The 19,948-nt window shown below is 70.1% G+C and carries 21 protein-coding genes and 1 pseudogene; 10 read left to right on the top strand and 12 right to left on the bottom strand.

What is annotated here, in order from left to right; genetic code table 11:
• Positions 1 to 20 precede the first annotated feature (20 nt).
• Positions 21 to 833, top strand: coding sequence for an exodeoxyribonuclease III (locus G6N45_RS25745; protein WP_163726584.1), 813 nt, complete (start codon positions 21 to 23; stop codon positions 831 to 833).
• A gap of 49 nt (positions 834 to 882) precedes the next feature.
• Here the strand turns inward: G6N45_RS25745 and G6N45_RS25740 are convergent, their stop codons facing one another.
• Together G6N45_RS25740 and G6N45_RS25735 are read right to left on the bottom strand one after the other, a co-directional pair.
• Entirely contained in the window at positions 883 to 1,902 is a 1,020-nt protein-coding gene (locus G6N45_RS25740) for an alpha/beta hydrolase (RefSeq protein ID WP_163726581.1), read from the bottom strand.
• Positions 1,903 to 1,913: 11 nt separating this feature from the next.
• Positions 1,914 to 2,525: a TIGR03086 family metal-binding protein gene (locus G6N45_RS25735; RefSeq protein ID WP_407664249.1), complete on the bottom strand. Its 612-nt coding sequence runs from the start codon at positions 2,523 to 2,525 to the stop codon at positions 1,914 to 1,916.
• A gap of 102 nt (positions 2,526 to 2,627) precedes the next feature.
• On the opposite strand from G6N45_RS25735, the gene G6N45_RS25730 reads away from it, so the two are divergent.
• The 3 genes from G6N45_RS25730 to yhjD are packed head-to-tail and all read left to right on the top strand — an operon-like array spanning position 2,628 to position 5,104.
• Positions 2,628 to 3,017, top strand: coding sequence for a MarR family winged helix-turn-helix transcriptional regulator (locus G6N45_RS25730; RefSeq protein ID WP_275997767.1), 390 nt, complete (start codon positions 2,628 to 2,630; stop codon positions 3,015 to 3,017).
• A 16-nt stretch (positions 3,018 to 3,033) separates the two neighbouring features.
• Positions 3,034 to 4,047, top strand: a complete 1,014-nt coding sequence (gene trpS / locus G6N45_RS25725) for a tryptophan--tRNA ligase (RefSeq protein WP_163726572.1) — start codon at positions 3,034 to 3,036, stop codon at positions 4,045 to 4,047.
• A gap of 16 nt (positions 4,048 to 4,063) precedes the next feature.
• On the top strand, positions 4,064 to 5,104 hold the full coding sequence (gene yhjD, locus G6N45_RS25720) for an inner membrane protein YhjD (RefSeq protein ID WP_163726569.1): 1,041 nt from the start codon (positions 4,064 to 4,066) through the stop codon (positions 5,102 to 5,104).
• Here yhjD and G6N45_RS25715 read toward each other — a convergent pair.
• Positions 5,101 to 6,318 carry a D-alanyl-D-alanine carboxypeptidase family protein gene (locus G6N45_RS25715; RefSeq protein WP_163726565.1) on the bottom strand — a complete coding sequence of 406 codons (1,218 nt, stop codon included), beginning with the start codon at positions 6,316 to 6,318 and terminating at the stop codon, positions 5,101 to 5,103. The two genes, yhjD and G6N45_RS25715, sit on opposite strands and share 4 nt — an antisense overlap.
• Before the next feature lie 162 nt (positions 6,319 to 6,480).
• Here G6N45_RS25715 and G6N45_RS25710 point away from each other — a divergent pair, with 162 nt between their 5' ends.
• Both G6N45_RS25710 and G6N45_RS25705 read left to right on the top strand, forming a co-directional pair.
• On the top strand, positions 6,481 to 7,629 hold the full coding sequence (locus G6N45_RS25710) for a metallophosphoesterase (RefSeq protein WP_163726562.1): 1,149 nt from the start codon (positions 6,481 to 6,483) through the stop codon (positions 7,627 to 7,629).
• Between the two features lie 124 nt (positions 7,630 to 7,753).
• Positions 7,754 to 7,906 (top strand): hypothetical protein, encoded by a 153-nt coding sequence (locus G6N45_RS25705; RefSeq protein WP_220100587.1) that lies wholly within the window; start codon positions 7,754 to 7,756, stop codon positions 7,904 to 7,906.
• 57 nt (positions 7,907 to 7,963) lie between these two features.
• Here the strand turns inward: G6N45_RS25705 and G6N45_RS25700 are convergent, their stop codons facing one another.
• From G6N45_RS25700 to G6N45_RS25680, 5 genes are all read right to left on the bottom strand, one after another.
• Positions 7,964 to 8,266 carry a hypothetical protein gene (locus G6N45_RS25700; protein WP_163726557.1) on the bottom strand — a complete coding sequence of 101 codons (303 nt, stop codon included), beginning with the start codon at positions 8,264 to 8,266 and terminating at the stop codon, positions 7,964 to 7,966.
• A 182-nt stretch (positions 8,267 to 8,448) separates the two neighbouring features.
• Entirely contained in the window at positions 8,449 to 8,748 is a 300-nt protein-coding gene (locus G6N45_RS25695) for a hypothetical protein (protein WP_163726554.1), read from the bottom strand.
• A 108-nt stretch (positions 8,749 to 8,856) separates the two neighbouring features.
• A complete protein-coding gene (locus tag G6N45_RS25690) occupies positions 8,857 to 9,870 on the bottom strand; it encodes an SMP-30/gluconolactonase/LRE family protein (RefSeq protein ID WP_163726551.1) in 1,014 nt (337 codons plus the stop codon).
• An 87-nt stretch (positions 9,871 to 9,957) separates the two neighbouring features.
• Complete coding sequence (locus G6N45_RS25685; RefSeq protein ID WP_163726548.1) at positions 9,958 to 11,346, bottom strand: aspartate aminotransferase family protein; 1,389 nt, start codon at positions 11,344 to 11,346, stop codon at positions 9,958 to 9,960.
• The gene (locus tag G6N45_RS25680) at positions 11,343 to 11,864 is read right to left on the bottom strand and encodes an Lrp/AsnC family transcriptional regulator (protein ID WP_043406241.1); all 522 of its coding nucleotides are present in this window, start codon (positions 11,862 to 11,864) and stop codon (positions 11,343 to 11,345) included. Before G6N45_RS25680 ends, G6N45_RS25685 begins: the two co-directional genes overlap by 4 nt.
• 123 nt (positions 11,865 to 11,987) lie before the next feature.
• Between G6N45_RS25680 and G6N45_RS25675 the strand changes: the two genes are divergently transcribed.
• Both G6N45_RS25675 and G6N45_RS25670 read left to right on the top strand, forming a co-directional pair.
• Positions 11,988 to 13,484: a gamma-aminobutyraldehyde dehydrogenase gene (locus tag G6N45_RS25675; protein ID WP_163726545.1), complete on the top strand. Its 1,497-nt coding sequence runs from the start codon at positions 11,988 to 11,990 to the stop codon at positions 13,482 to 13,484.
• Between the two features lie 99 nt (positions 13,485 to 13,583).
• Positions 13,584 to 14,480, top strand: coding sequence for a sigma-70 family RNA polymerase sigma factor (locus G6N45_RS25670; RefSeq protein ID WP_163726542.1), 897 nt, complete (start codon positions 13,584 to 13,586; stop codon positions 14,478 to 14,480).
• Here G6N45_RS25670 and G6N45_RS25665 read toward each other — a convergent pair.
• Entirely contained in the window at positions 14,423 to 15,625 is a 1,203-nt protein-coding gene (locus G6N45_RS25665) for an NADH:flavin oxidoreductase (RefSeq protein WP_163726537.1), read from the bottom strand. The two genes, G6N45_RS25670 and G6N45_RS25665, sit on opposite strands and share 58 nt — an antisense overlap.
• A gap of 42 nt (positions 15,626 to 15,667) precedes the next feature.
• Here G6N45_RS25665 and G6N45_RS25660 point away from each other — a divergent pair.
• Positions 15,668 to 16,684 (top strand): annotated as a pseudogene (locus G6N45_RS25660) (NAD-dependent epimerase/dehydratase family protein).
• Here G6N45_RS25660 and G6N45_RS25655 read toward each other — a convergent pair.
• Genes G6N45_RS25655 through G6N45_RS25645 form a run of 3 tightly spaced genes read right to left on the bottom strand, consistent with a single transcriptional unit; the run spans position 16,625 to position 18,483 of the window.
• The gene (locus tag G6N45_RS25655; RefSeq protein ID WP_163726534.1) at positions 16,625 to 17,230 is read right to left on the bottom strand and encodes a TetR/AcrR family transcriptional regulator; all 606 of its coding nucleotides are present in this window, start codon (positions 17,228 to 17,230) and stop codon (positions 16,625 to 16,627) included. The pseudogene G6N45_RS25660 and the gene G6N45_RS25655 sit on opposite strands and share 60 nt — an antisense overlap.
• A 35-nt stretch (positions 17,231 to 17,265) precedes the next feature.
• Positions 17,266 to 17,835 (bottom strand): carboxymuconolactone decarboxylase family protein, encoded by a 570-nt coding sequence (locus tag G6N45_RS25650; protein ID WP_163726531.1) that lies wholly within the window; start codon positions 17,833 to 17,835, stop codon positions 17,266 to 17,268.
• 42 nt (positions 17,836 to 17,877) lie between these two features.
• On the bottom strand, positions 17,878 to 18,483 hold the full coding sequence (locus G6N45_RS25645) for a TetR/AcrR family transcriptional regulator (protein WP_163726528.1): 606 nt from the start codon (positions 18,481 to 18,483) through the stop codon (positions 17,878 to 17,880).
• Between the two features lie 95 nt (positions 18,484 to 18,578).
• Here G6N45_RS25645 and G6N45_RS25640 point away from each other — a divergent pair, with 95 nt between their 5' ends.
• Positions 18,579 to 19,877 carry a glycosyltransferase gene (locus G6N45_RS25640; protein ID WP_163726525.1) on the top strand — a complete coding sequence of 433 codons (1,299 nt, stop codon included), beginning with the start codon at positions 18,579 to 18,581 and terminating at the stop codon, positions 19,875 to 19,877.
• Positions 19,878 to 19,948: the final 71 nt, after the last annotated feature.

Below are 19,948 nucleotides of genomic sequence, written 5' to 3'. Positions count from 1 at the left end.
GGCCGCTAGGGTCGACGGCCGTGACGCGTCCCATCACGGTCAGCACCGTCAACGTCAACGGCATCCGCGCGGCGGTCAAGCAGCGCTCCGAGGACAACCGCGGCCTGCTTCCGTGGTTCTCGCAGACCACCGGGGACGTGGTGTGCCTGCAGGAGACCCGCGCCGACGACGAGCAGCTGGCCGACGCGCTGGCCCCGGTGCTCGCCGAGGGCTGGCACCTCGCGTCGGCCGCGCCGCACGTCAAGGGCCGCAATGGCGTCGCGGTGCTGTCCCGCACGCCGCACGACGACGTCCGGATCGGCTGCGGTGCAGACGAATTCGCTTGCCACGGACGCTACATCGAGGTCGACACGGCCGGGGTGACGGTGGGCAGTGTGTACTTCCCGACCGGGGAGGCCGACCCCGAGCGGCAGCGCGAGAAGGAGCGGTTCATGGCCGCGGTGGCCGATCGGATGGCTGCCCTGCTGGGTGCGGGCCGCGACGTGGTGCTCGGTGGCGACTGGAACATCGCCCACACCGAGAACGACATCAAGAACTGGAAGGGCAACGTCAAGAAGGCGGGCTTCCTGCCCGAGGAACGCCGGTGGCTGACCGAGCTGCTGGCCACCGGCTGGGTCGACGTCGTGCGGGCCGCGCACCCCGGGGTGGCGGGACCGTATGCGTGGTGGTCGTGGCGCGGCAAGGCGTTCGACAACGACGCGGGATGGCGCATCGACTATCAGCTCGCCACTCCGGCGCTGGCTGCCCGGGTGGCGGCGGTGCAGACCGAGCGCCCTGCGGCGTACGCGCTGCGCTGGTCCGATCACTGCCCCGTGACCGTCACCTACGCGTGATTTCGGCGTGTTTGTCGTCGCCCAGCGTCGATAACCACGCCCAAACCGCTCAGCAACCTTGCCGAGTGGGCAGCGGCCCGTCGGCGCCGTCGATCGCCGAGCGCACCACGTCGAACACCCGCGGATCCCACGTCAGCCCGGTCTCCCATGGCAGACCCACCGAGTCGGCGACGAAGATGCTGTGGGTGTCATCGAAGGACACGCAGCGCCGGTGCGGCAGGACGCGGTCGCTGATGTCGGTGGCCAGCGCGCTGCGATTCGACACGATGCCGTCGTTGGGCCAGACCATCGGATCGACCGGTGCCGGGCGGGCGAACCGGGCCCCGCCGACGACGACGACGGGAATCCCATCGAGGACGCCGGCCTGAAACTCGTTCCATCCCTGCGGACCCATCAGGTAGCCCTGGTTGACCTCGCGACCCGACCCGGCCTGCAGCCGCGTCACCTCCTCGGCCATCGCCAGGGACGCCTTCTCGCAGTAGGCGTCGCCGGCGCAGTCGGCCAGCGTCGTGATGCCGTTGGCGTAGTCGGACAGGAACGATCCCTCCCACGGCGTGCCCAGCGTGGTCAGCGAGCGGATGCGGATCGGCGAGCCGAGGCTCTGCAGCACCCGGAACGCCGCCCGTGAGTACAGCCCGCCCATCGAGTGGCCGACGACGTCGACGACGTTCACACCGCGCGTGTCGTGCAGATGGGTGAGGAACCGGGCGAGATGCTCGCCGGCCAGGTCGATCGATGCCGTCGAGTCGACGGTCATGGTGTCGGGCAGGGTGATCGGGCAGTCGCCGAATGCCCCGAACCCGCTCTGATCGATCACCGGGCCGCGGCCCGCCATCGCCGGGGAGGTGTAGACGGTGTGGCCTGCGGCGAGCAGGTTCTCCCGCAGCGCGGTGTCGGTGTTTCCGGCGGCCAGACCGGACCGGCACGCGTCGTCGGGGGTGGTGAACGGGCTGACCGCGTCACCGCCGGAGACGATGACGACCGCGCGGCCGAGCTGGGCGTGTGCGGACCCGGTGCCGAGAAGCGCCGCGATCACCACCGTGACCACCATGACGATCAACCCCCGCATGCGCGCGAAGACTACCGGGGGGCGGGGCTCCAGTCCGGGGAGCGTCCGAGGTGGCGCAGCAACCGGGCCAACCCGTCGCCGTCGGCGGGCGGCAGCGCCCGCGCGAACGGGGAGGGGTCGGCGTCGCGGAAGTCGCCGTCGGGAACAGCCAGCGTCAGCGGCGTGACGGCGGCGATGACGTCGTCGGGCAGCGTGAACGCCCTGCCCAGCGACGCGGCGACGTCCCAGCCGTGCACCACGTAGTCGACGAAGTGGAACCCCATCGCCGTCTCGCCGGCGACGGTGACGTCGGGGCCGAACTCCGGCAGCGCGAACAGCGCCTCGTCCGCGCCGGGGGTTGCGAACGCCGCGAGGACGTCGCGGGCCGCCGCGGTGTAGGTGCCCACCGGATCGGCGGCGATCGCCTCGGCCAGCGGTTCGGGGCGCCACACGTCGGCGTCGGCCCCGTGGCCGCGTGCGGCGGCGGCGAACCCGCGGTGTTGCGCGGTCATGTGGGCGAGCAGATCGGCCAGCGTCCATCCGGCGCACGGGGTGGTCCGGTCGAGGTCGGTGCTGCGGACGCCGGCGACGACCTCGATCGAGGCGTCGACGGCGGTGCGGTGCTGAGGAGAAAAAGTAGGCATACGCATATGATATGCGCGCGCATACGATATCGCAACGCTTACGCTCCTCGGGTGGGTTCCTCACCTCGCCGCGCCGACCTGGCCGCGCTCCTGGCGCCGCTCATGCGGGGGTTGATCGCCGCCGAGGAGCCGGTGCTGGCCGCGCACGGCCTGACGATGTGGGGCTACGTCGTGCTCTGCGCGCTCGACAGGGGCGAGGTGCGCACCCAGGCCGCGTTGGCCGAGTCCATCAACGCCGACAAGACCCGCATCATCCGGACCCTCGACGACCTTCAGCACAGCGGCCACATCGAACGCGTGCCCGACCCGGAGGACCGACGTGCGCGGTTGCTGCGCATCACCGAGCGGGGGCGGCGCGTCAAGGATGCGGCGCAGGCGCAGATCCAGCGCGGCGAGGAGCGCTGGCTCGGCCTGCTCGGCGCCGAGGAGCGGCGTGTGTTCCTGAGCGCACTGCGTCGGATGGCCGCCGACGGAAACAGCGGGCCCCCATGAAAAACTGGTCCTCACCATGAGTACCGCAGCCAAGCCCGTCGTCTTCTCCGGCGCGCAACCCACCTCCGACTCTCTGCATCTGGGCAACGCGCTGGGCGCGGTGGCGCAGTGGGTGGGCCTGCAGGACGGTCACGACGCGTACTTCTGCGTGGTGGATCTGCACGCCATCACGCTGGCGCAGGATCCCGCGACGCTGCGGCGGCGCACGCTGGCCACCGCCGCGCAGTACCTCGCCCTGGGGGTCGACCCCGCCCGGGCGACCGTGTTCGTCCAGAGCCATGTGCCCGAGCATTCCGAATTGGCTTGGGTGCTGGGGTGTTTCACCGGATTCGGGCAGGCGTCGCGGATGACGCAGTTCAAGGACAAGTCGGCCAAGCACGGCGCCGACGCGCAGACGGTGGGCCTCTTCACCTATCCGATCCTGATGGCCGCCGACGTGCTGCTCTACGACACCGAGCTGGTGCCCGTCGGCGAGGACCAGCGCCAGCACCTCGAACTCGCCCGCGACGTCGCGCAGCGGTTCAACGCCCGGTTCCCCGACACCTTCGTCATCCCCGAACCGATGATCCCCAAGGCGACCGCCAAGATCTACGACCTCGCCGACCCGACGGCCAAGATGAGCAAGTCGGCGGCCACCGACGCCGGGCTGATCAGCCTGCTCGACGATCCGGCGCGCACCGCCAAGAAGATCCGGTCCGCGGTCACCGACAGCGAGCGCGAGATCCGCTTCGACCCCGAGGCCAAACCCGGGGTGTCGAATCTGCTCACCATCCAGTCCGCGGTCACCGGGGCCGACATCGACAAGCTCGTCGAGGGATACGCCGGCCGCGGCTACGGCGACCTGAAGAAGGAGACCGCCGACGCGGTCGTCGAGTTCGTCACGCCGATCAAGGCCCGGGTCGACGAGTTGCTCGACGACCCGGCCGAACTGGAGAATGTGCTGGCGGCCGGCGCGCAGCGGGCGCGCGAGGTGTCTGGGCGGACGCTTCGCCGGGTATACGACCGGCTGGGGTTCCTGGCACCGCGCTAGCCCCGAGGAGGCCCCGATGACCGCGCCGGAGAGCTCACCGCCCGAAGAGAAGCCCGGCGTCCTCGACCGGCTGCGGGCCCGGATGCCCTGGTTCGACCACGTGATGCGGGCCCAGCAGCGCTACAACGACAGCAAGGGCGACTTCTACGCCGCGGGCATCACCTACTTCACGATCTTCGCGTTGTTCCCACTGCTGATGGTGGGTTTCTCGATCGGCGGCTTCGTGCTGGCCGGTCAGCCGGAATTGCTCGATGACCTGGAAACCAGAGTCAGGTCGTCGGTCAGCGGCGAGCTCGGGCAGCAACTCGTCCAACTGATGGACTCCGCGATCGCATCGCGCACCTCGGTCGGCGTCATCGGTCTGTTGACCGCCGCGTGGGCGGGCCTGGGCTGGATGGCCAACCTGCGCGAGGCGCTCAGCCAGATGTGGGGCCTCTTCCGTGACGAGACGCCCGGTTTCCTCAAGACCAAGCTGTCCGACCTGGTGGCGCTGCTCTCTGCATTCGTGGCCATCGCCGTCACGGTGGCGCTCTCCGCGCTGAGCAACAAATCCGTGATGAAGAACCTCTTCGAGCTGATCGGTCTGGAGGAGACGAAGCTGCTCAGCGTGTTGTTCCGGGTGGCCTCCATCCTGGTGTCGGTGCTGGTGTCCTGGATGTTCTTCACGTTGGTGATCGCCCGCCTGCCCCGCGAGTCGGTCGGTTTCCGGAGCAGTATGCGGGCCGGGCTGCTGGCCGCCGTGGCGTTCGAGGTCTTCAAGATGGTCGGCGCCGTTTATCTGCGCTCGGTCGTCAATGGCCCCGCCGGCGCGACGTTCGGGCCGGTGCTCGGTCTGATGGTGTTCGCCTACATCACCGCGCGGCTGATCCTGTTCTCCACCGCGTGGGCTGCCACCGCATCGGAGAACATGGTCGAAGCGCCGATCCCGGCGCCGGGCCCGGCGGTCATCCGCAACCGCATCATCACCCGGCCGGGTCTGGCCCCGTGGCAGGCAGGCGTCGCGGCAGCGGCGGGAGCGCTGGGCGCGCTGAGCTTCTCGCGGCGGCGTGACCGTTAGTGCTGCGGCCTGCGGTTGAGCGCCCGCGCCCCCATCATGAGGCTGAACACGATGATGGAGCCGACGACGCCCACCCCGACCCGCACCGGCATCGCGTCGACGTCCGGCAGCGCGGCGCTGGCCTTGTTCGTTGTCGCCGCGGCGGCGGGATCGGCCTTGGGCGCTGCCAGCGACGGATCGGGTTCGATCAGCGTGCCCACCTTGGTGCCCGGCGCGGTGGCGAACCCGTAGTCGAGCAGGTGTGCGGCCTGTTCCCACGGCGCGATCGGCTGGCGGGTGCCGCGCATCAGCACCGCGACCAGGCGCCGCCCGTCGTGGTCGGCGGCGCCGACGAACGTCTGCCCGGCGTCGTCGGTGTAACCCGTCTTGCCGCCCAGTGCGCCCGGATAGTTGGCCAGCAGCTTGTTGTCGTTCTCGATCGGGTAGCCGCCGTCGCCGCGGCCGGGGAACGGAAACTCTTGGGTGTGAACGATGTTCGCGAAGACGGGGTTGTTCCACGCATAGCGGTAGAACAGGCCGATGTCGTAGGCCGACGTGCTCATGCCGGGGCCGTCCAGCCCTGATGGTGTCGCGACGCGGGTGTCGCGGGCGCCGAGCCTGCTGGCGAGGGTGTTGAGTTTGTTCAGCGTGGTGTCCATGCCGCCCAGCTGCATCGCCAGCGCGTGCGCGGCGTCGTTGCCCGAGTGCATGAGCAACCCGTGCAGCAGGTCGTTGATCGAGTAGAACCCGCCTTCGCCGACGCCGACCTTGGTGCCTTCGGCGTTGGCGTCGTCCTGCGTGCCTGCAACGACCTTGTGCAGAGGCAGGTCGCGGATGGCCTGCATCGCGACGAGCACCTTGATGATGCTCGCGGGGCGGTGACGGCCGTGCGGGTCGCGTGCGGCGATGACCTCGCCGCTGTCGAGGTCGGCCACCAGCCAGGCTTCGGCGGACACATCGGTCGGCAGCGGCGGAGTGCCCGGCGCGGTGATCACGCCGCAGCCCGACAGCGCGTCGCCGCCCATCGGCTTGGCGGGCACCGGCAGCGGTGCCGGCGGGTCGCCCGACTCAGGGACCTCGGACGCGTCGACCGCCGGCGGCGTCGATTCCTTGTAGGGGCAGGTGTTGGCCTCCGGCGCCGGTGCGGGTTGGGCGGCGGCGACCGGGGCCAGCGCCAGCATCATGGCCGTGACCAGCGCAGACGCGCGTGTCGAGATCTTCGTCAAGGTCGCCATCGATGTTGCAGATTAGGCGATCGAACATGCCCGGCCCGGAAGCCACGCGGTGACAGGTGTGACCAGTGTTTCGAATGTGACTGCTCGGGGTAGCGGTCGGGCCGCGGTCACTACCCTGGGGAGACCGCCCCGAGCCGCCCGCGCCGCCCGAAAAGGACGCACATGTTCATCCTCGTTCTCGGCTCGATTCTCGGGCTGATGACGTTCTACGTCTGGTTCCGGACGATCAAGGACACCACCGGACCGGGCCGCTGGCGTCGCATCCTCACGCTGGCGCTGCTGAGCTTGACCGCGCTGCTGGTGCTCACGCTGGTACTGCCGCGGGTTGCCGGTGTCGAGGAGTCCGGCTGGTTCGCCTGGCCGGGCTACGTCTGGTTCGGCGTGCTGGTCTATCTGTTCCTGGCGCTGCTGGTCATCGAGCCGGTCCGGCTGGCGGCCTGGCTGCGGCGGCGCCGCACACCGGCCGAACCGGCCCCCGTGCTCGACCGGCGGCAGTTCCTCGCCCGCGCCGGTGCGGTGGCCGCGGGTGCCGCCGCGGTGGGTGTCACCGGCGTCGGCGTCGCGACCGCGATCGGGCCGCCCGACGTGCTGCGGGTGCCGGTGCGATTGCCGCGGCTCGATGCGGCCTTCGACGGGTTCCGCGTCGCGGTGGTCTCCGACATCCACCTCGGACCGCTGCTGGGCCGCGCGCACACCGAACGGATCGTGCGGATGATCAACGAGACCGAGCCAGACCTGGTGGCCGTCGTCGGCGACCTCGTCGACGGCACCGTCGAGCAGCTCGGGCCTGCCGCGGCGCCGCTGGCCGACCTGGTCTCCCGGGAGGGCACGTTCTTCGTCACCGGCAACCACGAGTACTTCATCGACGGCACCGCGTCGTGGCTGCGTGAACTCGAACGGCTGGGCCTGCACGTGCTGCGCAACGAGAACACCCGGATCCGCCGCGGGTCGGCGGCGTTCGATCTGGCCGGAGTCAACGACGTCGCGGGGGAGTCGCGGTCGGATCCGCCGGACTTCGACCGGGCGCTGCGGGGCGTCGATCCTGCGACAGCGACCGTGCTGCTTGCTCACCAGCCGGTTCAGGTGGCCGAGGCCGCGCAGCGGCAGGTGGATCTGCAGCTGTCGGGCCACACGCACGGCGGCCAGATGTGGCCGTTCCACTACGTCGTCGAGCTGGCGCAACCGGCCCTGGCCGGGCTGTCGACGGTGCGCGACACCCAGCTCTACGTCACCCGCGGGGCGGGATTCTGGGGTCCCCCGCTACGGGTGGGCGCGCGGCCGGACATCAGCGTGCTGACTCTGCGCAGCTGAGTGTTTACCGGCGGGTCTGTCGGGTTATTTCTCTCATCAAGTTCACGGCCAACACTGACGAAGACGCTCAGGTGGGCCGGGCACGCTGAAGGAATCGAAGGCATTCAGCGGAAGGGCGTTGATGATGACGAATACCGCCACGGTGATCGACCTGCAGTCGCACGCGGCCCGCAGTGCCGCGCAGCGACGGGCCCGCGCGCTCGAGGAGGCGATGCGCAGGCATCCGTCCTATCAGTCGCGGACCGCAGTCCCCCCGCCGCCGCTGCGCGCGGTCTGAGGCATATGACAAAGGGGCACCTCTGTACGGAGGTGCCCCTTCATGCTGTCTGTCGTGCTAGCGCACGTTGACGTACACCGTCTGATTGCTCACCGAACGGTTGTTGTCACCGTTGGAGGTGGCGTTCGGTACCGACTGGCGAATATCGGGACCCCGGGTGACGGAGACGACCGAGGCCTCGTCGAGCGGAGCGCTGCTCTGCCGGTTGACGACGACGCGGTTGCCCTGCGCCTCCAGCGCGCTGATGGTGTCGGCGGCGCTGCCGGCGCCCGACGGGGCGGCCAGTGCGGGGGCGGCCAGCCCGAGCACGCCCGCGGTGAGGGCGGCTGCGGCGGCGATGGCGATGGTGAAGGTTTTCATGGGTGCTCTTCCCTGAAGTCGGGTCGGAGCCGTGGAGCGAGTCGCGCGGTTCTGACTGTGTGAAGTCATATGTGCCGGACCGGATTTCGTGGTGCGCGTCCGGTCCGCCGGGTACAACCGGCCACGCCCGACTTTCATTTCCGTTGGCAGGATCTCGAGGGTGCGTGGCAGGAACGCGTCGCTTACTTGATGGTGACGTAGACGGTCTGACTGCTGACCGAGCGACTTCCGTTGCCGATGGAGTCAGGGATGGGGATGCTCTGGCGCATGATGGGGCCGCGATGAATCGAGACGACCGAGGCCTGGTCGAGCGGGGTGCTGGACTGGCGGGTGACGATGACGCGGTTGCCCTGGGCTTCGAGCGCGCTGATGGTGTCGGCGGCGTTGCCTCCGGTGGGAGCGGCTACGGCGGGCGCGGCCAGTCCGAGGACTGCGGCGGCCAGCGCGGCTGCGGCGGCGGTGGTGATCGTGAACGTCTTCATGGTCCTGCTCTTCTCTTGTGGCGATCGTGGTGATCTGCACTGAAGAACCAGCAGGTCACCGCGTTCATTTCGGCTGGCAGGAATTGGCTGCCGGCTGGCAGGAACCGATCAGAATTCGGGGGTGTGCAGCGCGGTCGCCGCGATGTCGATCCGGCCGAGGTAGGGCGCGCCGATGCTGCCCATCCAGAGCCGACCGTCGCTTTCCACCATGCCGGTGACCATGCTGAACTCCGGGTGAGTGGTGCGCATGCCGGCCACGACCGCGCCGGTGTCGGGATCGAACGCCACCACCCACACGACGGCGACCGGCTTGGGCTGCAGCCGCGCGGGCAGCCGCCACACCGCCTGGCGCAGCAGCGGCGGTCCGGCGGCCAGCCGGTCGGCGACCGGGTTGGCCGGCGTGACCATCGCGCACCAGATCCGTCCGTCCGCACCGGTCGACAGGTTGTCCGGCATCGCGGGCAGATGCTCGACCAGCGGGGTGAACTCGCCCGCGCGCGGCCCGCTCAGCCAGTACGTGGACAGCCGCCTGCCCTGGGTCTCGGCGACCACCAACGCCGTGCCGTCCGCGGTGGGCGTCACGCCGTTGGCGAAGTACAGCCCGTCGACGACGGTCGTCACCGTGCCGTCGGGGTCCAGGCGGTGCAGGGCGCCCCGCGGGCGTGCCTCGAGGATCGCGCCGACATAGTTCCCCACGGTGAAGTGCGACGTGGACTCGGTGAAATAGATTGCGCCGTCCGGTGTCTCGGTGACATTGGAGCAGAACTGCAGCGTCCGGCCCGCGATCGAGTCCACCAGGGTCTCGATGCGGCCGGTGGCCGGCTCCAGCGCCAGCAGCCCGCGCGGGCTGTCGCAGATCAGCAGCCGCCCGTCGCGCGCGAAACCCAGACCCAGCGGACGGCCCCCGGTGTTGGCGATCACGACCGGCGCCGTGCCGTCGCGTTCCAGCCGCACGATGCCCCCGTCGAGCGCGCCGACCCACAACCGGCCGTCGCCGTCGGTGACGACGTCCTCGGGCTCGCCGCCCGGCACCGGGATCAGCGTGACGTCGGCGGTCGGGAACGGGGGCAGGGGCCGCACGGGCGGCGCCTGCCAGCGCACGGGGGCGATCGGCGGTTTCATCACCACCCAGTCTCGCCGAAACTGTATTCCACGCGCCGTTTTCGCTGATGTGGTCGCACGGAACGCAGTTTCGGCGAAGGGGATGAGCTACATCCGGCGGCTGGCCTCGCCGAGGACGTTGTGCAGCACGTCGTAGATCGCGTCGAACTCCTTCTGCCCGCTGATCAGCGGGGGAGCCAGCTGCACGACTGGGTCGCCGCGGTCGTCGGCGCGGCAGTACAGGCCTGCCTCCCACAGCGCGGGGGTCAGGAAGCCGCGCAGCAGCCGCTCGGACTCCTCGTCGTTGAAGGTCTCCTTGGTGGTCTTGTCCTTGACCAGCTCGATGCCGTAGAAGAAACCCTCGCCGCGGACGTCGCCGACGATCGGCAGGTCGTAGAGCTTCTCCAGCGTCGCGCGGAAGGCCGGCGCCAACTCCCTGACGTGGGCGTTGATGCCTTCCCGCTCGAAGATGTCGAGGTTGGCCAGCGCGACCGCCGAGGACACCGGGTGCCCGCCGAAGGTGTAGCCGTGCCCGAACACGGTGTGGCCGTCGTTGAACGGCTCGAAGAGCCGGTCGCTGGCGATCATCGCGCCCAGCGGGGAGTACCCGGAGGTCAGCCCCTTGGCCGAGGTGATGATGTCCGGCACGTAGTTGAAGTCGTTGCACGCGAACATCGAACCGATGCGGCCGTACGCGCAGATCACCTCGTCGGAGACCAGCAGCACGTCGTACTCGTCGCAGATCTCGCGGACCCGCTCGAAGTACCCGGGCGGCGGCGGGAAGCAGCCGCCGGCGTTCTGCACCGGCTCGAGGAACACCGCGGCGACGGTGTCGGGGCCCTCGAACTCGATGGCCTCGGCGATGCGGTCCGCGCAGTAGCGTCCCCACGCCTTGGGGTCCGTGCTGAACTGCTCGGGCGCGCGGTAGAAATTGGTGTTGGGCACCCGGAAACCACCGGGGGTCGGCGGATCGAAGGGCGCCTTGAACGTCGGGATGCCGGTGATGGCCAGCGCTCCCTGCGGCGTGCCGTGGTAGGCGATGGACCGCGAGATCACCTTGTACTTGCCGGGCCTGCCGGTCAGCTTGTAGTACTGCTTGGCCAGCTTCCAGGCGCTCTCGACGGCCTCGCCGCCGCCGGTGGTGAAGAAGACGCGGTTCAGATCGCCCGGTGCGTAGCCGGCCACGCGCTCGGCCAGTTCGACCGCGGTGGGTGTCGCATAGGACCACAGCGGGAAGAACGCCAGCTGCTCGGCCTGCTTGGCGGCGGCCTCGGCGAGCTCCTTGCGGCCGTGGCCCACCTGCACCACGAACAGGCCCGAGAGCCCGTCGATGTACTGCTTGCCCTGGTCGTCGTAGATGTGCACGCCCTCGCCGCGGGTGATCATCGGCGGGGTGATGTCGGCGCCGTGGCGGGCGAAGTGCCCCCAGAGATGGCGCTTGGCCGTCGCGGCGAGGTTGCTTGTCGTCTGCTGTTCGGTTTCGGAAATGATTGTCATCGGGTTCCCCAATTGTATTGCTGCTTAACGAGTTTCAGGTAAACAAGGGTCTCTGTGGATATCACTCCCGGTAAAGCGCGGATCTGCGTGTTGAGCAGCTGGAGTAGGTGGTCGTCGTCCTCGCACACCACTTCGACGATGGCGTCGAACGAGCCCGCGGTCAGGACCACGTAGTCGACGGATTCCAGCGCGGCGAGTTTCTCGGCGATCTTGGTGGTGTCGCCCGTGCAGCGGACGCCGATCATGGCCTGGCGGGCGAAGCCGAGCTGCATGGGGTCGGTGACCGCGACGATCTGCATCACGCCGGCGTCGACCATGCGCTGGACGCGCTGGCGCACCGCGGCCTCGGACAGCCCCACGGCCTTGCCGATGCCCGCGTAGGAGCGGCGGCCGTCCTGCTGCAGCTTCTCGATGATCGCCTTGGAGAGCTCGTCGAGCTGGAAGGCGGCACCGGGACGCGACTGATTGACGCGGAACGAGACGGGGCCGACGGCGTGCGGGACCCCCGGGTTGACCATGCCTAGGATTGTGCACGGAATCCGTCGTTTCAAGCAACCATCACCATGAAATCACTCGTCGGGGGCGGCTGATGGTGAGGTAATGCGTAGCGATCCCGGCGTCGTGCACGATACCGTGGGGCCATGACTGTGGTTTCGTCCTCGACGGATCTGGCCGGCAGCTGGATCGACGGCGCACCGGTGCGTACCGGCGGCGCTTCGCACACCGTGATCAACCCGGCGACGGGGCAGGCCGTCGCCGAGATGGCGCTGGCCTCACCCGGCGACGTCGACCGCGCTGTCGCCTCCGCGCGTGCGGCGCTGCCCGGTTGGGCCGGGGCCACGCCGGCCGAGCGCTCGGCGGTGCTGGCCACGCTGGCGAAGCTGGCCGACGAGGCCGCCGACACGCTGGTGGCCGAGGAGGTCAGCCAGACGGGCAAGCCGGTGCGGCTGGCCACGGAGTTCGACGTGCCCGGCAGCGTGGACAACATCGACTTCTTCGCCGGTGCCGCCCGCCATCTCGAGGGCAAGGCCTCGGGGGAGTACTCCGGCGATCACACGTCGTCGATCCGCCGCGAGGCCGTCGGCGTGGTCGCGACGATCACCCCGTGGAATTACCCGCTGCAGATGGCGGTGTGGAAGGTGTTGCCCGCCCTGGCCGCCGGCTGCAGCGTGGTGATCAAGCCCGCCGAGATCACCCCGCTGACCACGCTGACGCTGGCCCGGCTCGCCGGCGAGGCGGGACTGCCGCCCGGCGTGCTCAACGTGCTGACCGGTGCGGGCGCCGACGTGGGGACCGCGCTGGCCGGCCACGCCGACGTCGACATGGTGACGTTCACGGGGTCGACGGCCGTCGGGCGCAAGGTGATGGCCGCCGCCGCGGTGCATGGCCACCGCACCCAACTCGAACTGGGCGGCAAGGCGCCCTTCGTGGTGTTCGACGATGCCGATCTCGACGCGGCGATCCAGGGTGCGGTCGCCGGGTCGCTGATCAACACCGGGCAGGACTGCACCGCGGCCACCCGCGCGATCGTCGCCCGCGAGGTGTACGACGACTTCGTCGCCGGGGTCGCCGAGGTGATGGGCAAGATCGTCCTCGGCGACCCTTCCGATCCGGATACCGATCTGGGCCCGTTGATCACGTCGGCGCACCGAGCCAAGGTGGCAGGGATGGTCGAGCGCGCGCCGGGCGAAGGCGGGCGCATCGTCACGGGCGGTGTGGCGCCGGACGGGCCCGGCTCGTTCTACCGGCCGACGCTGATCGCCGACGTGGCCGAGCAGTCCGAGGTGTACCGCGACGAGATCTTCGGTCCGGTGCTGACGGTGCGCTCGTTCACCGACGACGACGATGCGATCCGCCAGGCCAACGACACCGCCTACGGTTTGGCGGCCTCGGCGTGGACGCGCGATGTCTATCGCGCGCAGCGCGCGTCGCGCGAAATCCATGCCGGCTGTGTGTGGATCAACGACCACATCCCGATCATCTCCGAGATGCCGCACGGCGGGTTCGGCGCCTCGGGCTTCGGCAAGGACATGAGCCAGTACTCGCTCGAGGAGTACCTGTCGATCAAGCATGTGATGAGCGACATCACCGGCGTGGTCGACAAGCCGTGGCACCGAACGATTTTCACCCAGCGCTGACGCCCTCTCGCGAACGTGCGGTCACGGTAGTCCTCGCTCGTGTGCGACTACAAGGAATGCACGTTCGGGGTGCCTGCGATCGGTATTACCCTCGATGTCATGACCGTGCGGGTCGAGGAGTTCGAAGAACTGCGCTCCTACCTGCTCGCCGTGGGCTACCGCCTCACCGGCACGTTCGCCGACGCCGAGGACGTGGTGCAGGACGCATGGCTGCGCTGGGCCGCGCACCGCGACGCCGGCATCGTCGATCTGCGGGCGTGGCTCACCACGGTGGTCAGCCGGTTGGCGCTCGACCGGCTCCGGTCGGCGGCCCACCGGCGTGAGACCTATGCAGGCACCTGGCTGCCCGAACCGGTGGTGACGACGCTCGACGGCGCCGACCCGCTGGCCGCCGTGGTCGCCGGGGAGGACGCCCGCTTCGCGGCGATGGTGGTGCTGGAGAATCTGACACCCGATCAGCGGGTGGCGTTCGTGCTGCACGACGGGTTCGCGGTGCCCTTCGACGAGATCGCCGACGTGCTCGGTGCCACGCCGGCCGCGGCGAGGCAGCTCGCGTCGCGGGCGCGGCGCGCCGTCTCCGCGGCGCCACCGCCGGCGGCCGAGCACAACGAGGTGGTCGGTGCGTTGATGGCGGCGATGGCGGCCGGTGATCTGGAGGCCGTGGTCGCCCTGCTGCATCCCGAGGTCACGTTCACCGGCGACGCGAACCGGCGTGCGCCGACGGCCCCGCAGGTCATCCGCGGCAGCGACAAGGTCGCTCGGTTCCTGCTCGGGTTGGCGCGCCGGTACGGCCCGCGGCTGTTCACCAGCGGCGAGCTCGGGATGGTCAACGGCGAACTGGGCGTGTTCTCCCGGGGCGACGACGGCGATGCGCACGGACCCGCGATCGCGCCCAGGATCCAGGCGTTGACGGTGCGGGACGGACAGGTGGTGGCGGTCTACGACATCGCCAACCCGGACAAGTTCACCGGTTCGCCGCTGCGCACCACGCAGTGAGTTCCGCTGTAGACGGTCGGCATGCATTTCTGACAGTGCACACACAGTCCCTCGGTGGCAGTCTTCTCACGAAACCGGTTGACCAGGTCGGGTTCTCGCAGCAGCGCCCGGGCCATCGCGACGAACGCGAAGCCGTCGTCGAGCGCCGCGGTCACGGTGTCCATCCGGTTGATGCCGCCCAGTAGAATCAGCGGCATCGACAGCGCGGCCCGGAACTGGCGCGCCTGCGGGGCGAAAAAGGCTTCGGTGAAGGGATATTCGCGGAACATCCGCTTGCCGATGAGCCGCAGCCCGAGGCCGACGGCGCGCGGCTGGGAGGCGATGAACTCGTCGAGCGGGACGTCTCCGCGGAAGTAGTACATGGGGTTGGCCAGTGAGCTGCCGCCGGTCAGCTGCAGTGCGTCGAGATGTCCGTCGGCCTCCAGCAGCCGCGCCGTGGGCAGGCTGTCGGTGAGCCAGAAGCCGCGCCGCACACCGTCGTCCATGTTGAACTTCGCGGTGACGGCGACGGTGTCGCCGACCGTGCGCCGCACCCGCTCGGCTACCCGGCGGGCGAGTTCGGCGCGCCGGGCGGTGTCACCCCCGTAGCGGTCGGTGCGCCGGTTGAGGTTCGGGCTGAAGAACGAACTCAGCAGATAGCCGTGTCCCATGTGGATCTCGATCGCGTCGAAGCCGGCGTCCACGGCATGTGCGGCGGCGGCGCCGAAGTCGTCGACGACGCCGTCGAGTTGGTGGGCTGTCGCGGCCCGGACCACGCCCATCGCCGGCGCGCTGAGACGGGTGGACGGTGCCAGCGTGGGCGCGCGGTTGGACACGGTGTTGGCCACCAGGCCGGCGTGGCCGATCTGGGCGCACGCCAGTGCCCCTTCGGCGTGTACCGCATCGGTGAGCGCGCGCAGTTGTCGTGCGCGCTCGGCGTCGAGGACGACCGTGTCGCGGTGCACCCGGCCGCCGGGGGAGACCGCGCAATAGGCCACCGTGGTCATGGCCGCACCGCCGCGGGCCACCTCGGCGTGGAAGTCGACCAGTGCCGGACTGACCTGCCCGCGCGGCATCACCCCCTCGAAGGTGGCGGCCTTGATGAACCGGTTCTTCAGCGTCAGCGGGCCGAGTGCCGCCGGGCTGAACGCTTGTATCGATGCCATTGGCATCGTAATGTAGCACCCGGGGGCTGAGGAGGCGGAACACTGGACATCGCGGTCACCGGGGCGACCGGTTACGTGGGGGCGCACACCGCGCGGGCGCTGCTGACGGCCGGCCATCGGCTGCGCCTGCTGGTGCCGTAGGCCGAGGCGGACGCGCCCGTGCTCGACCGGCTGAGGACGGCGGGACCCGTGAAGGTCGTCGTCGGCGACATCTGTTGTGACGCAGACGTTGTCGCGTTCCTCGACGGTGCCGAGGCGCTGGTGCACGCGGCCGGTGTCGTCGGCACCGACGAGCGGCGGGTGCGGCTGATGTGGGACGTCAACGCGTTGGCGACCGAGGCGATCCTGCACCGGGCGGTCGAGCGCGGCCTGGACCCGGTTCTGACCGTGAGCAGCTACAGTGCGCTCTTCCCGCCGACCGACGGCGTGATCTCACCGGAGACCCCGACCGCGGTGGGCCGCAGCGCCTACGCCAAGACCAAGGCGTACGCCGACCGGGTGGCCCGCCGGCTGCAGGACGACGGCGCCCCCGTCGTGGTGACCTATCCGTCGAGTGTCGTCGGCCCGGCGTTCGGCACCGCCCCCGGTGTCACCGAACGCGGGTGGGCGCCGATCGTGAGGTGGGCCATCGCGCCGCGGTTGCGGGGCGGCATGCAGATGATCGACGTGCGCGACGTCGCCGACGTGCACGCGCGGGCCATGCGCCCCGGCCGTGGGCCGCGCCGCTATGTGTGCGGCGGCGAGCTGCTGGACTTCGACGAGATGATCGCCGCGCTGGAGGACGGTCTCGAACGGCGGATCCGCCGAGTCACGGTGCCGGCCGCGGTGCTGCTCGGCGCCGCCCGCGCCGCCGACCTTCTCGCGCGTCACGTGGCGCTGCCCGACGGGTTGAGTCACGAGGCGGCGACTCTGCTGCTGGCGGCCACGCCCACCGACGACACCGCCACGCTGCACGATCTGGGGATGCAGTGGCGGTCGCCGCGCGCGGCGATCATCGCCTCAGTGCGGGGGAACGCTGCGGATGCTCGTCGACAGCAGCTCGGCGATCCGGTGCCGTAGCGCTTCGGTGTCGTCCTCGCCGGCCACGGTGTTCAAGAACAGCGCCGCGCCCGCGGCCATCACCAGCACTGCGCGGGCGTCCCGTTCGGCACGCCGGCGTCGCGCCGGGGTGTCGGCGGCCAGATGCTCGGCGAACAGCGCGACCGCGGGCGTACTGAAGTTGGCCCACAGGGCTTTTCGCATGTCGTCGTTCTCCCGCAGCGCCAGCAGCAGCCCCGGAACCGCCTCGCTGACGTCGCGCCTGCCGAACAGCTCGTGGCTGCCCCGCACCACCCACTCGACCCAGCCGGTCAGGTCGGTCCCGGAAAACGGTGTCAGATCCGGGGTTTCGCCCAGGATCGCGTGCAGGACGAGTTCGGCCTTGGAGTTCCAGCGGCGGTTCAGGCTGGCGCGGCCCACGCCGGCCCTGCTCGCCACCATCCGCACGCTGAGGTCGTCCCAGCCGACTTCGAGCAGCAGTTCGCGGGTCGCGGCCAGCACGCGCTCGTCGATCGTGGCGTCGCGAGGTCGCCCGCCTGCTGCGGCCGGACGCTCATCGCGGGTCATCCGACGATTGAAACACCCAGCAAGAACTCACGGCGTCATCGCCATGGCACCCGGCACGCACCGCCGGAGGCGAAGCCCTGCTCGGTGATGCCCAACGCGGCGTTCATCCGGGCTCGCATGTTCTCGACGCCGATCTGGTAGGTCAGCTCGATGACCCCCTTCTCGCCGAAGCGGCGGCGCAGGTCGGCCACCTGGTCATCGGTGATGGTGTGCGGGTCGGTGGTCATCGCCGCGGCATAGCCGATCGCCGCCCGTTCGTCGTCGGAGTACAGCGGTGAGGTCGCATAGTCGTCGATGTCGGTGAGCCGTGACATGTCCAGGCCCTCGAGGCGCATCAGCATCGCCCCGAAGTCCACGCACCACGAGCAGCCGATCTGGCGCGCGGTCCAGTACACGGCCAGTTCGCGCACGCCGGCCGGCAGTGCCACCGATGCCCGCTCGAGCATGCCCTCGTGCGCGGCGGCCGTCATCAACAGGCCGCCGTGGTGGGCGTAGACGGCGAACGGTTCGGGGACCTCGCCGAAGCGGCGTCGGGCGTAGCGCCACATCAGCCGGGTCAGTAGCGAGGCGCGCTGGACGGGGACGGGTTCGATGCGTGTGGTCATACCGGGATGACGACGCAGCGCCGGAATGTGTGACAGCCGGCGTCACGGCGCACAGACCGTCTCCCGCACCATCCGGCGCAGCCACTGTCTGAACGCGTCGACGGTGTGCCCGTCGCGATGGGTGAACCGAAGGAACGTCTCGACACTGGCCAGCACCACCGCGGTCTCGACGACGTCGTCGTAGGGCACGTCGGTGCGCACCCAACCGCGGTCGCGGAACACGTCGACGACCCGCCGGACCTGCCTGCCGACCCCGGCGATCAGGTCGCTCAGGTACCGGTCCAGCACGGGATCGGCGCCCGCGCCGGCGGCGAGGGCCCGGTACAGTGCGGCCGTCCGCTCGTGGATCTCAGTCTGCACAGCGACGACGAAGTCGACAGCCTCGGAGACGTCCTCGATGGTCAGCAGAGCGCGGCCGGGGTCGAGGTCGAGGATGTTCTGGTCGCCGGTGACACCGAACGCCACATCCTCGATCGCGGCGATCATCAGCGCGGCCTTGGGTCCGAGGCCCTGCACGGTCTCGGCCGAGACACCCGCTGCCGCAGCGATTTTCGCCATGGTGGTGCGGGCGTAGCCATCCGCGGCGAACAGTTCGGCCGCCGACTCGAGGACACGCTGCCGGGTGGCCTGTGCCTGCTGCTCGCGCAACTCCGATCGGTACTCACGAGGTCCTCGAGAAGATGTTGACTTGGGTGACACAGTAATGAATACTAGCACGGTGTAGCTGATTGCAGGGAGGCGACATGGCATCGATCGTGATCGGGAGCGTGCCGGTGCACGGGCACGTGACTCCCCTGCTGACGTTGGCCGCTCAGTTCGTTGCCCGCGGCGACGACGTCCGGTTCGTCACCGGCTCCCGGTTCGCGGACAAGGTCGCCGCGACGGGCGCCGGGTTCGTGCCGCTGCCCGCGGAAGCGGACTACGACGAGCGGGACCTCACCCGCAGTTTCCCTCAGCGGGCACGCCTCAAGGGTGCCCGCGCGATCGCCTTCGACATCGAGCACGTCTTCGCGCGTCCGGCGCGCGCCCAGTACGGCGCGCTCGTGGCGGCACTCGCCGAACAACCGGCAGACGCCGTGCTCGCCGACCCCGCGTTCGTCGGCGCCGCGTTTCTCCTGCACCATCGGCGGCCCGAGCGGCCCGCCGTCGTCCAGTGCGGCGTGCTCCCGTTGTGCATCGAGAGTGGCGACACCGCGCCGTTCGGGATGGGGCTGGCGCCCGCGCGTATCCTCAACCGGCCCCGCAACGCGGCACTGGCCCGAGTGAACCGGCGGGTGCTGCGGAGGCCGTACGCGCTGATCGACGATCTTCACCGCGCCCAGCACGGTGTCGACATGCCCGACACGCTGGTGGATTGGGGCCGGCGCGCCGACGCGCTCGTGCAGTTCACCGTGCCGGCGTTCGAGTACCCGATGTCGGATGCGCCCGAGACGCTGCACTTCGCCGGGCCGTTGTCGGCGGCCGGATCGCAGGCGCCGCTGCCGGAATGGTGGTCCGAGCTGGACGGCAGCCGTCCGGTCGTGCACGTCACGCAGGGCACGTTCGCCAACCTCGACTACGAGCAGCTGATCGCGCCGACCCTGCGTGCGCTCGCCGACGAGGGCGTCGTCGTGGCGGTGACCACCGGCGGGCGGCCGCTCGACACGCTGCCTGACCTCCCACCCAACGCGCGGGCCGCAACCTACCTGCCCTACGACGAATTGCTGCCGCGCACATCGGTTTTCGTGACCAACGGCGGATACGGCGGCGTCCAGTACGCGCTGCGCTTCGGCGTCCCCATCGTCGCGACGGGCGGCAAGGAGGACAAGCCCGAGGTCGGTGCCCGGGTCGCGTGGTCCGGCGTGGGTCGGCGCATCCGCAGCGAGTATCCGTCGGCGCGCGTGCTGCGCCGCGAGATCCTCGCGGTGCTGCACGACTCCCGCTACCGGGCGGCGTCGGGCCGGATGGCCGCCCAGATGGCCGCCGCACCCGGGTTCACCGGTCTGGCCAGTGTCATCGACGGGCTGACCGAGCGTCCGACGCGCACCGGCGCCAACCCGTGACGCATCGCTGACAAATTGACGCTGCGGCTACCGCAGCGCGCGGCGGGTGGCGCAGGCTGCTCGGCACCATG

The sequence above is a fragment of the Mycolicibacterium psychrotolerans genome (assembly GCF_010729305.1).
GTDB classification, from domain to species: Bacteria; Actinomycetota; Actinomycetes; order Mycobacteriales; family Mycobacteriaceae; genus Mycobacterium; species Mycobacterium psychrotolerans.
This window is presented reverse-complemented; position numbering and strand designations above follow the sequence as displayed.

Bases quoted from the DNA above. Each gene is read 5' to 3' on its own strand.
- G6N45_RS25740 (WP_163726581.1), bottom strand. From the start codon at position 1,902: ATGCGGGGGTTGATCGTCATGGTGGTCACGGTGGTGATCGCGGCGCTT.
- G6N45_RS25735 (WP_407664249.1), bottom strand. From the start codon at position 2,525: ATGCCTACTTTTTCTCCTCAGCACCGCACCGCCGTCGACGCCTCGATC.
- G6N45_RS25730 (WP_275997767.1), top strand. From the start codon at position 2,628: ATGCGGGGGTTGATCGCCGCCGAGGAGCCGGTGCTGGCCGCGCACGGC.
- trpS (WP_163726572.1), top strand. From the start codon at position 3,034: ATGAGTACCGCAGCCAAGCCCGTCGTCTTCTCCGGCGCGCAACCCACC.
- yhjD (WP_163726569.1), top strand. From the start codon at position 4,064: ATGACCGCGCCGGAGAGCTCACCGCCCGAAGAGAAGCCCGGCGTCCTC.
- G6N45_RS25715 (WP_163726565.1), bottom strand. From the start codon at position 6,318: ATGGCGACCTTGACGAAGATCTCGACACGCGCGTCTGCGCTGGTCACG.
- G6N45_RS25710 (WP_163726562.1), top strand. From the start codon at position 6,481: ATGTTCATCCTCGTTCTCGGCTCGATTCTCGGGCTGATGACGTTCTAC.
- G6N45_RS25705 (WP_220100587.1), top strand. From the start codon at position 7,754: ATGACGAATACCGCCACGGTGATCGACCTGCAGTCGCACGCGGCCCGC.
- G6N45_RS25700 (WP_163726557.1), bottom strand. From the start codon at position 8,266: ATGAAAACCTTCACCATCGCCATCGCCGCCGCAGCCGCCCTCACCGCG.
- G6N45_RS25695 (WP_163726554.1), bottom strand. From the start codon at position 8,748: ATGAAGACGTTCACGATCACCACCGCCGCCGCAGCCGCGCTGGCCGCC.
- G6N45_RS25690 (WP_163726551.1), bottom strand. From the start codon at position 9,870: ATGAAACCGCCGATCGCCCCCGTGCGCTGGCAGGCGCCGCCCGTGCGG.
- G6N45_RS25685 (WP_163726548.1), bottom strand. From the start codon at position 11,346: ATGACAATCATTTCCGAAACCGAACAGCAGACGACAAGCAACCTCGCC.
- G6N45_RS25680 (WP_043406241.1), bottom strand. From the start codon at position 11,864: ATGGTCAACCCGGGGGTCCCGCACGCCGTCGGCCCCGTCTCGTTCCGC.
- G6N45_RS25675 (WP_163726545.1), top strand. From the start codon at position 11,988: ATGACTGTGGTTTCGTCCTCGACGGATCTGGCCGGCAGCTGGATCGAC.
- G6N45_RS25670 (WP_163726542.1), top strand. From the start codon at position 13,584: ATGACCGTGCGGGTCGAGGAGTTCGAAGAACTGCGCTCCTACCTGCTC.
- G6N45_RS25665 (WP_163726537.1), bottom strand. From the start codon at position 15,625: ATGGCATCGATACAAGCGTTCAGCCCGGCGGCACTCGGCCCGCTGACG.
- G6N45_RS25655 (WP_163726534.1), bottom strand. From the start codon at position 17,230: ATGACCCGCGATGAGCGTCCGGCCGCAGCAGGCGGGCGACCTCGCGAC.
- G6N45_RS25650 (WP_163726531.1), bottom strand. From the start codon at position 17,835: ATGACCACACGCATCGAACCCGTCCCCGTCCAGCGCGCCTCGCTACTG.
- G6N45_RS25640 (WP_163726525.1), top strand. From the start codon at position 18,579: ATGGCATCGATCGTGATCGGGAGCGTGCCGGTGCACGGGCACGTGACT.